A 15,331-nucleotide genomic window follows, 5' to 3' on the forward strand; every position below is an offset into this window, starting at 1 on the left:
TCTGGAAGCGGCGCCCGGAAGAGCCTTAAATGTCCGCCGTCAACAAATGTCCGTCTCGGTCAAAACCTGCCCGGGGACGACGGAGAGGGGGCATTTTCACGTCACCGCCCCGACCTGCCACGGCACGAATTCGTTGTCGCCGTAGTCGTAGATCTCGCTCAGCGTCTTTTTGCCCGAGGCCACCGCGATCACGTCCTCGAAAATCCGCAGTCCCGCCTGTTCGATCGTCTCCTCGCCGGTGACGATGCCGCCGCAGTTCAAGTCCATGTCTTCCTTCATGTGCTCGTACATTTCGGAATTGGTGGCGATCTTGATGCAGGGCGACGGCTTGAAGCCCGAAACCGATCCGCGGCCGGTGGTGAAACAGATGACGTTGCAGCCGCCTGCCACCTGGCCGGTCACCGCGACCGGATCGTAGCCGGGCGTATCCATGAACACAAAACCCGGCTCCCTGACCGTCTCGGCAAATTCGTAAACCGCCTTCAATGGCATCGAACCGCCCTTGGCGACCGCGCCGAGCGACTTTTCCAGGATAGTGGTCAGGCCACCAAGCTTGTTGCCGTGGGATGGATTGTTGTTCAGCTCGTCGCCGTTGCGGGCGGTATAGTCCCGCCACCAGTCGATCCGCTGCAGAAGTTTTTGGGCCACATCCGGCGTCACGGCGCGGCGGGTGAGCAGATGTTCGGCCCCGTAGATCTCCGGCGTTTCCGACAGCACCGTTGTGCCGCCGTTGCGAACGATCAGGTCTGAGGCGTACCCCAGAGCCGGATTGGCGGAAATCCCCGAATAGCCGTCGGAGCCGCCACATTCGAGCGCCAGCTTCAGTTTGGACAGAGGCTGCGGCGTGCGCGTCGCGGAATTCACGACGGGCAGCATTTCCTTGATGATCGCAATTGCCGCATCGATGGTCTTGCGGGTGCCGCCATGCTGCTGGATGTTCATCGTCCGCAGCCGTTCGCCCTCTTCCATCCGGTAATGTTCGAGGATCGGGGCGATCTGGTTGGTTTCGCAGCCGAGACCGATCATCAGGATGCCGCCGAAATTCGGATGCCGGGCATAACCCTGGATGGTGCGGATCAGCAGCCGGTAACCTTCCGACTTGTTGTTGAGCGCGCAGCCGCCGCCGTGGGTGAGCGCCACGACGCCATCGATATTGTCGAAACCGTCCAACCCGCCCAGGCGGTTGAAATAGTCGGCGATGTAGCGCGATACGGTGGCGGAACAGTTCACCGACGAGATGACGCCGATATAGTTGCGGGTGCCGGCGCCGCCGAGGCCCCGGTCGTAGCCCATGAAGGTGCGCCGCTCGGCTTCCGGCAGCATGCCCTTTTCTTCGATATCGACGCTGAACTGGTGCTCGTGTTCCGAGGGGAGCATGGCAAGGTTATGCAGGTGCACATGGCTGCCGGGGGCGATGTCCTGCGTTGCGACGCCGATCACCTGGCCGTATTTTTTCACCTCGCCGCCGTTCGGTATCGCCCTGATCGCCACCTTGTGGCCACGGCCGATCAGCTCGCGGGCCGCAAGATCGCCGAAACCGGTCGGGGCGCCGGCCTGCATCGACCGCCGCGCGACGCCGACATCGTCGATCGGGTTCAAGATGATGATGGGTGAAGCCGCAAAGTCCATTTTTTGTTTCCTCCCGAAACAGCCACAGGATTATCACCGTGTCTCGTGATTCATCCAGCGCTGTTTCGATTCCTCCAGATGTGCATGCATCATCGCCTGGGCGAGAAGCGGGTTGCGCGCCTCCAGCGCCGCATAGATCGCCTCGTGCTCGCTCAGCGCAAGCCCCCAGGTTTCCGGCGATTCGAATCGAGCCCGGATCTGGGCCGACATCGGGCTGTGACGCTCGTCGAACAGGTCTCCGACGATATGTGCCAGCACCGAATTGCCCGACTGGCTGGCGATGGTCAGGTGGAAAAGCCGGTCAAGGTCGAGTGCCTTGCGCCCTTCGGCGATCTCGGTGCGCATCTGGTCGAGCGTCTGGCGCAGCGATCGCAATGTCTCCGGCGTGATCCGTGCCGACGTCAGCAGAATGACCGCGCCTTCGACGGCGGCCCTTGCCTGCATCAGCTCAAGCGGGCTTTCGCCCATGGAGCCGCTTTGCCAGGGCCGACGGTCCGGCTCGGCCGTCACGTAGATGCCCGACCCCATTCGGATTTCGACGCTTCCGTCGATTTCGAGCGCGATCAGCGCTTCACGCAGGGACGGGCGCGAAACACCAAGCTGCTGGGCAAGCTCCCGCTCGGCCGGCAGGCGTGCGCCGGCCGGAAACTGGCCGCCCTGGATCAGCACCCGGATCTGGTCGGCAATCTGCTGATACAGCCGCCGCGGTTCTGCCGTCTTGATGGGTCCGTTCATGAATTTCATCGTCCTGAACAATTTGGCCTTACCATATCAGCCAGCAGGAAGAGAGCAACAAACAAATTTCATTCGTTGATTTATCATTCTTTTTCGCTTCCAGATACATTTCCCCCTCACTGCCTTCAGTCTGCTTCCGCTTTCTAAAAAAAATTGGCTTGACCACTTCCGTGCTCGGGTTTACCCATTATCAACGCCGGAGGGAGGAGCCGCCGGCGAATGGGCCTGAACGGCCCGAGGAGGCAAATTTGGAAAATCGTCCGGCCGAGCTTGGGCAGACTATGCATGGCGCCGCCATGTTGCCGGGCCGTGCCGCGTCGGCCTCGACGAACCAGCCTCTGCTCCGCCTCGACAATATCAGCAAGGACTTCCCGGGCGTCAAAGCGCTTGCCAACGTCCATTTCGACCTCCGCCGCGGTGAAGTTCATGCGGTCTGCGGCGAAAACGGCGCCGGCAAATCGACGCTGATGAAGATCGTCAGCGGCGTCTACCAGCCGAGTTCAGGCACGATCACCTACAAGGGCGAGGAACGGCATTTCTCCTCGACGCGGGAATCCGAAGCCGCCGGCATCGCCATCATCCACCAGGAACTCAACCTGGTGCCGCACCTGACGGTCGCGGAAAACATCTATCTCGCCCGCGAGCCGCGCCGTGGTTTTCTCGGAGGAAGCTTTCTCGTCGACCGCAAGAAGCTGCGGGCCGACGCCAAGCGCTGCCTCGACCGGCTCGGGGTCGACATCAATCCGGATCGTCCGGTGCGGGGCCTGTCCGTCGCCCAGTGCCAGATGGTCGAGATCGCCAAGGCGCTGTCTCTGGACGCCGAAGTGCTGATCATGGACGAACCGACCTCCTCGCTGACCGAGCAGGAGACGCGGCTGCTGTTCAAAGTCATCCGCGACCTGAAAGCATCGGGCGTCGGCATCGTCTATATCTCGCATAGGCTGGACGAAATGTCCGAGATCGTCGACCGCGTCACGGTGTTGCGCGACGGCCGCTACATCTCGACCGACGATTTTGCCGCCACCAGCATCGACGCGATCGTCTCGAAAATGGTCGGCCGGTCGCTGGAGGAGAAGTTTCCGGAGCGGACCTCGGTTCCGAGCGACGAGGTCATCTTCTCGGCGGAAGGCCTTTCGCGCGCCGGCGTCTTCCGCGACATTTCCTTCACGCTGCGTCGCGGCGAGATCCTCGGCTTTGCCGGCCTGATGGGCGCCGGACGCACGGAAGTGGCGCGCGCCGTCTTCGGCGCCGATCCGCTCGATACCGGCACGGTCACCCTGCATGGCCATACGCTCACCATCACCTCGCCGCGCGACGCGATCGCTGCCGGCATCGCCTATCTGTCCGAAGACCGGAAGGCGCAGGGGCTGGCGGTCAAGATGACGGTCGACGCCAACATGACGCTCGCCAATATGGCTGCCGTGTCGAATCGTTTCGGGCTGATCGACTTTGCCAAACATGCCCGGACGACGAAAGAATACATCGATCTCCTGAACATCCGCACGCCCTCGATCAAGCAGCCGGTGCGGCTGCTTTCGGGCGGCAACCAGCAGAAGATCATCATCGGCAAGTGGCTGTTCCGGAAGTCGAGAATACTGTTCTTCGACGAACCGACCCGCGGCATCGACGTGGGCGCCAAGCTGGCGATCTACCGGATCATGGACGAGCTTGCAGCAAACGGCATCGGCGTCGTGCTGATCAGTTCCGAGCTTCCGGAAATTCTCGGCATGACCGACCGCGTCGCCGTCTTCCACCAGGGCCGCATCACCGGCGTGCTGGAGACTGCGAAAACCGACCAGGAAGAGATCATGCGATACGCCTCCGGCTACGCTCGGTCGGCAGGATGAGGGCATAACATGGCTGAAATTATCGAAGTTGCGAAACAGAAGAGCGGCACGTTCAGCGACCGCCAGAAGGATATCATCCAGAAATTCGCCGCGCTCGGCAGCCTGTTCGTACTGATCGGCGTCTTTTCGGCGACCAGCAGCGCCTTCTTCACCATCGACAACGGCATGACGGTGGCGCTGCAGGTGACCTCGATCGCCTTCCTTGGCATCGGCGCCACCTGCGTCATCATCACCGGCGGTATCGACCTGTCGGTCGGCTCGGTCCTGGCGCTTTCCGGGGTGGTCGCGGCGCTGGTGGTCAAGGATCTGGGAACGCCTGTCTGGCTCGGCATGATCTGCGGCATTCTCACGGGCTCGGCCTGCGGTTTGATCAACGCCATTCTCGTCACCAAGATGAAGCTGCCGCCGTTCATCGCCACGCTCGGCATGATGATGATCGCCCGCGGCGTGGCGCTGCAGATCACCGGGGCGCGGGCCGTCTCGGGGCTCGGCGAATCCTTCGGTGAACTCGGCAACGGCTCGCTCTTCCGGGTCGTCAATATCGGCGCCGACGGTTTCCCGACCATCGTTTTTCCCGGCATCCCCTACCCGGTCATCCTGATGATCGCGATCGCGATTGCCGTCTCCTACATGCTCAACCGCTCGGTGCTTGGCCGGCATATCTATGCGGTCGGCTCGAACGCCGATGCGGCACGGCTTTCCGGCGTCAACGTCACCCGCATCGTCAGCTTCACCTATGTCCTGTCCGGCACGCTCGCCGGCCTGACCGGCTGCGTGCTGATGTCGCGCCTCGTCACCGCCCAGCCGAACGAAGGCGTGATGTACGAGCTCGACGCGATCGCCAGCGCCGTCATCGGCGGCACCTCGCTGATCGGTGGCGTCGGCACCATTTCGGGAACCGCAATCGGCGCCTTCGTGATCGGCATCCTTCGCAACGGCCTCAACATGAACGGCGTCTCCGCCTTCACGCAGCAGATCATCATCGGCCTCGTCATCCTGGTCACCGTATGGATCGACCAGTTGCGCAACCGTCGCTGAGATAAGGGCACGCGGACCTTTACCCGCGAGACTTCAAGGGAGTGAGGAGCTCTCTGAAAAAAACCGGCCGTTTCAGGCCAACGAAAAGAGGAGGAAGACATGAAAAAGCTTGCTGCCGCACTGCTGACATCCGTGATCGCACTGACCGCGTTCTCGGCCCAGGCTGGCGAAATCGCCGTTATCGTGAAGACCGTCAATTCCACCTTCTGGCAGAATGTCCAGAAGGGCGCCGATGCCGCCATGAAGGCCGGCGGGGGCAGCAACACCATGACTTTCCAGGGACCGGCTGCGGAATCCGCGATCGCCGACCAGGTCAACATGGTCGAGAACGCCGTCAACCGCAAGGTTTCCGGCATCGTGCTGGCGCCGTCCGATCCGGACGCACTAGTTCCGGCCGTCAAGAAGGCCTGGGAAGCTCGCATCCCGGTTGTCATCGTCGACTCGCTGCTCGCCAAGGGATCCGAGCAGTATTACCAGTCGTTCCTCGCCACCGATAACAAGAAGGCCGGCGAGCTTGCCGCCAAGGCACTGATCGACAAGGTCGGCAAGGAAGGCAAGATCGCCGTGATGTCCTACGTCGCGGGTGCCGGTTCGGAAATCGGCCGCGTCGGCGGATTTACCGACTACATCAAGGCGAACTCGAAGCTGACCATCGTCGGGCCGTTCTACTCGCAGTCCCAGATGGCGACCGCACTCAACCAGACCACCGACGTGCTTGCCGCCAATTCCGACCTCAAGGGCATATTCGGCGCCAACGAGCCGACGGCGATCGGCATGGGCCGCGCGCTGAAACAGTCTGGCAAGGCCGGCAAGGTGGTCGCGATCGGATTTGACGGAAACCAGGACCTGCAGGAGTTCGTCAAGGACGGCACGCTCACCGCCATCGCGGTGCAGGGTTCGTTCCAGATGGGTGAACTCGGCGTCAAGACCGTGCTGCAGTCGATCAACAAGGAGAAGGTCGAAAAGTTCGTCGATACCGGTGTCGTCGTCGTCACCAAGGACAATATCGACAAGCCGGAAGCCAAGAACGTTCTCTACTAACCTTACCCCCAGCGGGCGCGCATCGCGAATGATGCGCGTCCGTGATCCTATTCCCAAAGGACTTCGGACGATCTCATGAATGTCACTGAGCGCCGCAAACTGCCCCACGCCTCCGTCGAATTAACCCAAATGGGGCTCGGCTGCGCGCAGATGGGCAGTCTCTACCACAAGACCTCTTACGAAGAAGCGGCCGGCACCTTTAGAGCTGCCTGGGAGGCGGGTATCCGCTATTACGATACGGCGCCCTTCTACGGATACACGCGCTCCGAACGGCGGCTCGGCACCATGCTGACGGACCTGCCCCGCGGCGACTTCGTGCTCAGCACCAAGGTCGGCCGGCTCATGCAGCCGGACGAGACGGTCGGCTCGCAGGAAGACGGATATGTCGAGCCGCTACCTTTCCGGCCGGTCTTCGACTACAGCTACGACGGCATCATGTGGTCCTTCGAGGCAAGCCAGCAGCGGCTCGGCATCCTCAAGCCCGATATCCTCTACATCCACGATATCGGCAGCATGACCCATGGCGACCGGCATCAGCACTACTGGTACCAGCTCACCGCCGGCGGCGGATTTCGCGCGCTGAAGAAGCTGCGTGAGGAAGGGCTTACCAAGGCGGTCGGTCTCGGCGTCAACGAATGGGAGATCATCCGCGACGCGATGCAGGTCTTCGATATCGACGTCGCCATGCTCGCCGGCCGTTATACGCTGCTCGAACAGCAGAGCCTCTCGTTCATGGACGACTGCGCCAGCCAGGGCGTCGGCATCGTGGTGGCCGGACCGTTCAATTCCGGCCTGCTCGCCGGCAACCGCAAATTCAATTATACTGACGCTCCTGCCGATATTCTCGCCCGCGTCGACGTGTTGCGCGCGGCCTGCGAGGAAGAGGGCGTCAGCCTGCAGGCGGCGGCATTGCAATTCCCCCTCGCCCATCCAGCCGTGGTGACGGTCGTCTCCGGCGCACGCACCGCCGAACAGATCAAGTCGAATGTCGACTGGTTCGGAGAAGAGATCCCCGCCTCCTTCTGGTCACGCCTGAAAGCCCGCGGGCTGATCGCCGATGGCGCACCGCTGCCCAGTCAGGGGGGCTGAACCATGCGGATCGACGCGCATCAGCATTTCTGGCGGATTGCCGACCGGGTGGGCCAATGGCCGCCGCCCGAACTGCAGGCGATCCATCGGGATTTCATGCCCGACGATATGCGCCCGCTTCTCGATGCGGCCGGCGTCGTTGGCACGGTGCTGGTGCAGACCATGGAGAGCAAGGCAGACACGGCGTTCCTGCTCGATCTCGCCGACAGAACGTCCTTCATCCTCGGCGTGGTCGGATGGACCGATATGAAGGCGCCCGACGCACCGGCCGCCATTGCCCGGCTGGCCCGGCATCCGAAGCTCAAAGGGCTGCGGCCGATGCTGCAGGATATCGCCGACGACCACTGGATCGGCGATCCTGCGCTCGGTGCAGCCGTGGCAGCGATGGTCGAACACCATCTGGTCTTCGATGCACTTGTGCTGCCGCGCCATCTCGAACCGCTGCTTGGTTTCGCCCGGCGACACCCCGATCTGCCGATCGTGATCGACCACGGTGCCAAACCGCCGATCTCGGAGGGCCGTTTCATCGACTGGTATGCGCGCATGAAAGTGCTCGCCGAACTGCCGAACGTTCATTGCAAGCTATCCGGCCTGCTGACCGAGGCGGGCGACCAGAAACCCCAGGCGGTGCGGCCTTATGCCGAAACCATATTCGACCTGTTCGGCCCCGAGCGGGTCATCTGGGGCAGCGATTGGCCGGTGCTGAGGCTTGCCGGAGATTACCAAGCCTGGCTGGATCAATGCCTCGATATCGTGCCCGCCGACGCTCATGGCGAGGTCTTCGGCGGCAGTGCCCAGCGTTTCTATCGGCTCGGAGCGTAAATTATGTTGACGATCATCTGCGATGCACCGGGAAAACTCAGCGCCATCGACCGTCCCAAGCCTCTTCGCGGTGAAGGCGAGGTGCTGGTGATGCTGCGACGCATCGGCGTCTGCGGTACCGACCTGCATATCTTCACCGGCAACCAGCCCTATCTCTCCTATCCGCGCGTCATGGGCCATGAACTCGCCGGCACGGTCGAAGAAGCGCCGACCGGTAGCCTGCTCGAGGCCGGCGATGCCGTCTCGATCATGCCCTACATCTCCTGCGGCCACTGCCATGCCTGCCTCAAGGGCCGGACCAATTGCTGCCGCAACCTCGGCGTGCTCGGGGTCCATCGCGACGGCGGCATGACCGAATATCTGAGCCTGCCGGAAGAATTCGTGTTGAAGGCCAAGGGGCTCTCGCTCGATCAGGCGGCGATGGTGGAGTTCCTGGCGATCGGCGCCCATGCGGTCGCCCGCGCCAGGATCGAGCCGGGACAGAGCGTTTTGGTCACCGGCGCCGGTCCGATCGGACTGGCGGTCGCAATCTTCGCGACACTCGAGGGCGGAACGGTGACGCTTCTCGACGGCCGTGCGGACAGGCTGGATTTCGCCCGCGACCAGCTTGGGCTCACATCCACGGTTCAACTCGGTCCGGACGACCACGCGCAGCTTTCGGCGCTGACCGGTGGCGACTTCTTCGACGCCGTCTTCGATGCGACGGGCAATCCGAAAGCCATCGAACGCGGCTTCGGTTTCGTCGCCCATGGCGGCACCTACGTGCTTGTCTCGATCGTTTCGAGCGACATTACTTTCTCCGATCCGGAGTTCCACAAGCGCGAGACGACGCTGCTTGGCAGCCGCAATGCGACGGCCGTGGATTTCGAGCGGGTGATGCAGGTCATGCGCGAGGACAAGATCCCCGCAGCCCTGATCACTCATAGAATGATGCTGTCGGAAGTACCGGAACGTTTTGCAGGACTGACGGATCCGGCGGCCGGCGTCGTCAAGGCGCTGGTGGAAGTCTGAAGGAGGCGATGATGCAGCGAATGGGCATGGTGATCGGCATCGAGCCGCAGATGATCGCGGAATACAAGCGCCTGCACGCGGCCGTCTGGCCGGAAGTGCTCGCCCTCATCAGCCGTTCCAACATCAGGAACTACACGATCTTCCTGCGCGAGCCGGAAAACCTGCTGTTCGGAACCTGGGAATATCATGGCAGCGATTTCGAAGCCGACATGGCGAAAATAGCCGCCGACCCTAAGAATCAGGAATGGTGGTCGCTGACCATCCCTTGCCAAAAGCCGCTCGATAGCCGCAAGCAAGGTGAGTGGTGGGCGATGATGGAAGAGGTCTTTCATCTGGATTGAGGATTTCCTCAATCAGACTGACGGCCGGCCGGATAATTCGAGGATAAGACATGACGATCAGACTTGATGGAAAAACCGCATTCGTGACTGCCGCAGGCCAGGGCATCGGCCGGGCGGCGGCGCTCGCCTTTGCAGAAGCCGGCGCGACGGTCCATGCAACCGATATCAACGAGAGCTTGCTGGCTGCGCTCCCGAAACTCGACAATCTGAAGACGGCAAGGCTCGACGTGCTTGATAACCCGGCGATCGTCGCCTGTGTCGAGCGCATCGGCACGGTCGACATCCTCTTCAACTGCGCCGGCTTCGTCCATGGGGGCTCGATCCTCGAGATGAAGGACAGCGACTTCGATTTCGCTCTCGACCTCAACGTCAGGGCGATGATCCGCACCATCCGGGCGGTGCTGCCCGGCATGCTTGCACAGAAGGACGGCGCGATCATCAACATGTCGTCCGTCGCTTCCAGCATCAAGGGCGTGCCGAACCGCTTCGCCTATGGCGTCACCAAGGCGGCCGTGATCGGGCTCACAAAGTCCGTCGCCGCCGATTATGTGACCGACGGTATCCGCTGCAACGCCATCTGCCCCGGCACGGTCGAAAGCCCTTCGCTGCAGGACCGCATGCGGGCCCAGGGCAATTACGACGAGGCCCGCGCCGCCTTCATCGCCCGCCAGCCGATGGGCCGGCTCGGCACTCCGGAAGAAATCGCCGAGCTCGCCCTCTACCTCGCCGGCGCCACCTATACGTCAGGCCAGGCTTACGCCATCGACGGCGGCTGGACCATCTGAGGCAATACGAGAGAACCATGACCCGCATCACCGATCTCCGCGTCTTCGATCTTCGTTTCCCCACATCGCAGAGCCTCGATGGCTCCGACGCGATGAACCCGGACCCGGATTATTCGGCGGCCTATGTCATCCTGGATACCGATAGCGGAGATCTTGCCGGCCACGGCCTGACCTTCACCATCGGGCGGGGCAACGACATCTGCTGCATGGCGATCAAGGCGATGCGGCATCTGGTGGTCGGACAGGAACTCGAAACCTTCGCCAAGGCGCCCGGAAAGTTCTGGCGGCACCTGACCAGCGACAGCCAGCTGCGCTGGATCGGGCCTGACAAAGGCGCCATCCACCTCGCCACCGGCGCGGTCGTCAACGCCTTCTGGGATCTTCTCGCCAAGCAGAAGGGCAAGCCGGTCTGGCAGCTGGTTGCGGAGATGTCGGCCGAAGAGATCGCCGATATTGTCGACTACCGTTACCTGACCGACGTGCTGTCGCGCGAGGATGCGCTGGCGATCCTGAGACGGGCGGAAGTGGGCAAGGCTGAGCGCATCGAGGTGCTGAAGCGCGAGGGTTATGCCTGCTATACAACGTCGGCCGGCTGGCTCGGTTATCCGGAAGAGAAGTTGCGCCGGCTGTGCAAGGAAGCCGTCGATGCCGGCTTCAACCATGTGAAGATGAAGGTCGGACGCGATCTCCAAGACGATATCAGGCGCCTGACCATCGCCCGCGAGGTGATCGGTCCCGACCGCTACCTGATGATCGATGCCAACCAAGTATGGGAAGTCGATCAGGCGATCGACTGGGTCAACAAACTTGCCTTTGCAAAGCCCTTCTTCATCGAGGAGCCGACCAGCCCGGACGACATTGCCGGGCACCGAAAGATCCGCGAGGCGATCGGTCCCGTAAAGGTCGCGACCGGCGAAATGTGCCAGAACCGCATCATGTTCAAGCAATTCATCGCCGAAGGCGCGATCGACATCGTTCAGATCGATTCATGCCGCATGGGCGGCCTGAACGAGGTGCTGGCGGTGCTGCTGGTCGCCGCGAAATACGGCCTTCCTGTCTGGCCGCATGCCGGCGGCGTCGGCCTCTGCGAATATGTGCAGCATCTGTCGATGATCGACTACATCGCCGTATCGGGCACCAAGGAAGGCCGGGTGATCGAATATGTCGACCATCTGCACGAGCATTTCGTCGAGCCCTGCATCATCGAGAACGCGGCCTATATGCCGCCGGCTCGACCCGGTTTCTCGATCGAGATGAAACCGCAATCGATCGCCGACTACACGTTTCGAGGCTAGAGTTTCTCAAGCTCCGCATTCACCCGCGCGCGCCACGCGCTATTCTCCGTGAGGGCCTGGGGGAACAGGCCGGCAATTGCGAAGAAGGGTGCCGACGGATCGTCCGCCGTCATCCCCGCGGCGGCAGCCTTCAGCTCGGCCGCGCGCGGATCGTTGATCTCCGCGGTCTTGTGAACATAGGCGATCCAGAGCGCCACAACGTAGGCCGCAGACGACGCATCTCCCCCATTCGCCAAGGCTTCCACTGCACCTGCAAAAATGCGCTGCGGCAGTTTCTGGGTGCCGTCCATGGCGATCTGCTGCGTCTTGTGGGCGATCGTCGGGTTCTCGAAGCGCTCGATCAGTTGGTCCATATAGCCGTCGAGATCGATGCCCGGCACCGGATCGAGCGTCTTCACCGCCTCCGCCATGTGGCGGCGCACCAGTGCCCGGTATTCCGGCACGGCCATGACGTCGCGGACGAAGGTGAGGTCCTTCAGCTGGCCGAGATAGGCGACCAGCGAATGGGAGCCGTTGAGCAGCCGCAGCTTCATCTTCTCATAGGGCTCGACGTCGTCGACGAAAAGCGCGCCGCCGGCTTCCCATTTCGGCCGGCCGGCAAGAAAATGGTCTTCGACCACCCATTGCATGAAGGGCTCGGTGCTGAGCGCCAGCCTGTCTTCGGCGCCGATCAGCTTTTCTGAAAGGGCACGGGTCACGTCGGTCGAGGCCGGCACGATGCGGTCGACCATGCTGGACGGAAACGCGCCATGGCTGGCGATCCAGTTGGCGAGCGCCGGATCGCGGGCACCCGCCATCTCGATCACCAGTTTGCGGACGATGCGACCATTGGTCGGCAGGTTGTCGCAGCAAAGAACCGTAAAGGGCGGCAAACCGGCGGCATGGCGGCGCGAAAAACCTTCGACCAGGTAACCAATCACGCCGGTCGGCGATGTCGGATCGGCAAGATCGGCCTTGACCGACGGATGGTTGCGATCAAGACCCCCCGAGACCGGATCGATGCCATAGGCCTTTTCGGTGACGGTGATGGTGACGATCCGGATCGCCGGATCGGCCAGCAGGTCGAGGATTTCCGGCTGGTCCTCGGTGCCGGAAAGGCCCCTGATCACCGAGCCGACGACCTGGGCCCTGTCTCCGGCAGCGCTGCTGGCGACGACCGAATATAACCCGTCCTGTGCCGCGAGATCACGGACGATATCGAGCGAGCGTAAGCTGACGCCGACAATGCCCCAGCCGCCGAACTCCGCGGCGAGTGCCGCATCGGTATAGACCGCCTGATGGGCGCGGTGGAACGCGCCGAGGCCGATATGCAGGATACCGGGCTTCAGAAGGGCTCTGTCGTAACCGGGTGCTGCGACATCTGCGGGAAGTTCGGTGGAGGCGGAAAGGCGTGGCATTCTGATCATGATGCCCGGCATGAGCGGACATCCTCCCTTGATTGACGGAGAAGTGATAGCCTTGCCGAAGCGCACGGGTCAACGGCAGACTTGGGACGTTCGCGGCCACATCGCCCTATGCCGCACCGACCATCCGGCTTTCGCAGATAACGCCCCTTGGCGGCGGTTTTTCCGATATTATCTCCGGTCATGGCATCCGCTTTTTTTTACGCCAGGAGACCGAACATGACCGCCCCGCATCCCTCCAAGACGCATATCGGAAATCACAAGCTCCATCCCGAAACGCAGATGCTGAACTACGGCTACGATCCGGAGCTTTCCGAAGGCGCCGTAAAGCCGCCGGTGTTCCTCACCTCCACCTTCGTGTTCAAGTCCGCCGAAGAAGGCCGCGACTTCTTCGACTTCGTCTCCGGCCGCAAGGAGCCGCCGGCGGGGACGGGGGCGGGGCTGGTCTATTCGCGCTTCAACCATCCCAATAGCGAGATCGTCGAGGACCGGCTGGCGGTCTACGAGCAGGCGGAAAGCTGCGTGCTGTTTTCCTCCGGCATGTCGGCGATCGCGACGACCCTGATGGCGTTCGTGCGCCCCGGCGACAGCGTGCTGCATTCGCAGCCGCTCTATGGCGGCACCGAAACCCTGCTTTCGAAAACCTTCCTCAACATGGGCGTGGCAGCAGTCGGCTTCGCGGATGGGGTCGACGAGGCGCTGGTGACGGCTGCGGCCGAGGAGGCGATGGGCAAGGGGCGGGTTTCGGTGATCCTGATCGAGACGCCGGCGAACCCGACCAACAGCCTGGTGGACGTGGCGATGATGCGGCGGGTGGCGGATGCGATCGGCGAAAAACAGGGGCATCGGCCGGTGATCGCCTGCGACAACACGCTGCTCGGCCCGGTCTTCCAGCGGCCGATCGAGCATGGGGCGGATATCTCGCTCTATTCGCTGACCAAATATGTCGGCGGCCATTCGGACCTGATCGCCGGCGCCGCCCTCGGCTCCAAGGCGGTGATGAAACAGGTGAAGGCGCTGCGCGGGGCGATCGGCACGCAGCTCGATCCGCATTCCTGCTGGATGCTCGGCCGCAGCCTCGAAACGCTGTCGATCCGCATGGAAAAGGCCAATACCAACGCGCTCACCGTCGCCGATTTCCTGCGCGGGCACCCAAATGTCGAAAAGATCCACTACCTGCCCTATCACGACCCGTCCTCGCCGGTGGGACAGGTGTTTGCGGCGCAGTGCACGGGCGGAGGCTCGACCTTTTCCTTCGACATCAGGGGCGGCCAGCCCGCTTCGTTCCGGTTTTTGAACGCGCTGCAGATCTTCAAGCTGGCGGTGAGCCTCGGGGGCACGGAATCGCTTGCCAGCCACCCGGCGACCATGACCCACTCCGGCGTGCCGGCCGAGGTGCGCCAGAGGATCGGCGTGCTCGATTCGACCATCCGCCTGTCGATCGGCATCGAGCACCCGGACGACCTGATCGCCGACCTGACGATCGCGCTCGACAAGGCGTGAGCGGGCCGACGATCGCGCCGCCGGGAACCGGCCGGCATCGGGGCCGTCATTCGTCCTCCTCTCCGGTTTTCCGGCGGCCGTCGTATTTCGGCTCGTCGTCGTCCGCGCCGCCGAGCCGCCTCATACCCGCCAGCACCTCCTGCTGACGCGCACCGCCAGGGCCGACACAGGGCGGGAAGCTGTCTTGGTAACCCGGGTTGGCGCGATATTGCGCTTCTGTGAGAAACCCTCTGCAGGCCTTGGCCCGGCGGCAGGAAGAAAGGTCGCAGGTCTTCCAGAAGCCGAGATAGGTCGTGAAATACTGGGTGAACTTCTGGAGCTCGTGGGATTTCCGGCGTGGCGGCAACGCGCTGAACTCGCCCCAGGTCAGCCCGGGCAGATAGGGCTGCCTGTCCTCTTCCTCCATGAGGCGGCGGCACTCTTCTTCGCTTCTGGCCATCGTTCCCTTCTCCCTGATCCTTCTCTTGCGACGCGGTCCCGGACATCGGGCCGTCGCGCCCTTTGCTGCAACCGCTCCAAAGACGCGTGTTTTCGTCCACGCGACCGTTTCCGGGTCCCGTGTTCGGTTCCGATCTTCCCGTTCCGGCGAACCGGCATGCCCTTGCGTCCTGTCGGAGAGCCCACACGAATGCGGAACCTCGATTGATTTTTTGAATGGTGGCTCCGCATTCGCGTGGCCTTCGGCGTCTTGTCGGGGCTTCCGGCCCCTACAGGTGATCATCTCGCCTCGCTGCGTGGCTTTATTCGCGCCCATCCTTTCGGGACAGGCCTGCCACTTGCACGGCTCAACCG

Annotated in this window: 14 protein-coding genes; 10 read left to right on the forward strand and 4 right to left on the reverse strand. The window is 62.7% G+C overall.

All coding sequences use genetic code 11. The annotated features are described in order from the left end of the window. Positions 1-96: 96 nt before the first annotated feature. Together AC1DLT_RS28090 and AC1DLT_RS28095 are read right to left on the reverse strand one after the other, a co-directional pair. Positions 97-1,629 (reverse strand): UxaA family hydrolase, encoded by a 1,533-nt coding sequence (locus tag AC1DLT_RS28090; protein ID WP_477488911.1) that lies wholly within the window; start codon positions 1,627-1,629, stop codon positions 97-99. A gap of 33 nt (positions 1,630-1,662) precedes the next feature. Then, positions 1,663-2,364, reverse strand: a complete 702-nt coding sequence (locus tag AC1DLT_RS28095; RefSeq protein ID WP_041366313.1) for a FadR/GntR family transcriptional regulator — start codon at positions 2,362-2,364, stop codon at positions 1,663-1,665. Positions 2,365-2,660: 296 nt separating this feature from the next. Between AC1DLT_RS28095 and AC1DLT_RS28100 the strand changes: the two genes are divergently transcribed. The 9 genes from AC1DLT_RS28100 (at position 2,661) to AC1DLT_RS28140 (ending at position 11,633) form a co-directional block, all read left to right on the forward strand. Further along, on the forward strand, positions 2,661-4,211 hold the full coding sequence (locus AC1DLT_RS28100) for a sugar ABC transporter ATP-binding protein (RefSeq protein ID WP_477488922.1): 1,551 nt from the start codon (positions 2,661-2,663) through the stop codon (positions 4,209-4,211). A gap of 9 nt (positions 4,212-4,220) precedes the next feature. After that, positions 4,221-5,249, forward strand: coding sequence for an ABC transporter permease (locus tag AC1DLT_RS28105; RefSeq protein ID WP_040124509.1), 1,029 nt, complete (start codon positions 4,221-4,223; stop codon positions 5,247-5,249). 99 nt (positions 5,250-5,348) lie between these two features. Beyond that, positions 5,349-6,290, forward strand: a complete 942-nt coding sequence (locus AC1DLT_RS28110; RefSeq protein ID WP_040124508.1) for an ABC transporter substrate-binding protein — start codon at positions 5,349-5,351, stop codon at positions 6,288-6,290. Between the two features lie 75 nt (positions 6,291-6,365). Then, on the forward strand, positions 6,366-7,379 hold the full coding sequence (locus AC1DLT_RS28115; protein ID WP_477488912.1) for an aldo/keto reductase: 1,014 nt from the start codon (positions 6,366-6,368) through the stop codon (positions 7,377-7,379). 3 nt (positions 7,380-7,382) lie between these two features. Further along, positions 7,383-8,201, forward strand: coding sequence for an amidohydrolase family protein (locus AC1DLT_RS28120; protein ID WP_477488913.1), 819 nt, complete (start codon positions 7,383-7,385; stop codon positions 8,199-8,201). A gap of 3 nt (positions 8,202-8,204) precedes the next feature. Next, entirely contained in the window at positions 8,205-9,212 is a 1,008-nt protein-coding gene (locus tag AC1DLT_RS28125; RefSeq protein WP_477488914.1) for a zinc-binding alcohol dehydrogenase family protein, read from the forward strand. Positions 9,213-9,223: 11 nt separating this feature from the next. Then, a complete protein-coding gene (locus tag AC1DLT_RS28130; protein WP_477488923.1) occupies positions 9,224-9,553 on the forward strand; it encodes an L-rhamnose mutarotase in 330 nt (109 codons plus the stop codon). A 50-nt stretch (positions 9,554-9,603) separates the two neighbouring features. Continuing rightward, complete coding sequence (locus AC1DLT_RS28135) at positions 9,604-10,338, forward strand: SDR family oxidoreductase (protein WP_477488915.1); 735 nt, start codon at positions 9,604-9,606, stop codon at positions 10,336-10,338. Between the two features lie 17 nt (positions 10,339-10,355). Continuing rightward, positions 10,356-11,633 carry an L-fuconate dehydratase gene (locus AC1DLT_RS28140; protein WP_477488916.1) on the forward strand — a complete coding sequence of 426 codons (1,278 nt, stop codon included), beginning with the start codon at positions 10,356-10,358 and terminating at the stop codon, positions 11,631-11,633. Here the strand turns inward: AC1DLT_RS28140 and AC1DLT_RS28145 are convergent. Beyond that, a complete protein-coding gene (locus AC1DLT_RS28145; protein ID WP_477488917.1) occupies positions 11,630-13,051 on the reverse strand; it encodes a mannitol dehydrogenase family protein in 1,422 nt (473 codons plus the stop codon). The genes AC1DLT_RS28140 and AC1DLT_RS28145 overlap by 4 nt on opposite strands. A 204-nt stretch (positions 13,052-13,255) precedes the next feature. On the opposite strand from AC1DLT_RS28145, the gene AC1DLT_RS28150 reads away from it, so the two are divergent. Continuing rightward, positions 13,256-14,539: a cystathionine gamma-synthase family protein gene (locus tag AC1DLT_RS28150; protein ID WP_477488918.1), complete on the forward strand. Its 1,284-nt coding sequence runs from the start codon at positions 13,256-13,258 to the stop codon at positions 14,537-14,539. 46 nt (positions 14,540-14,585) lie between these two features. Here the strand turns inward: AC1DLT_RS28150 and AC1DLT_RS28155 are convergent, their stop codons facing one another. Beyond that, entirely contained in the window at positions 14,586-14,978 is a 393-nt protein-coding gene (locus tag AC1DLT_RS28155; protein WP_477488919.1) for a hypothetical protein, read from the reverse strand. Positions 14,979-15,331 lie beyond the last annotated feature (353 nt).

The sequence above is a fragment of the Neorhizobium sp. 05N33 genome (genome assembly GCF_056397445.1).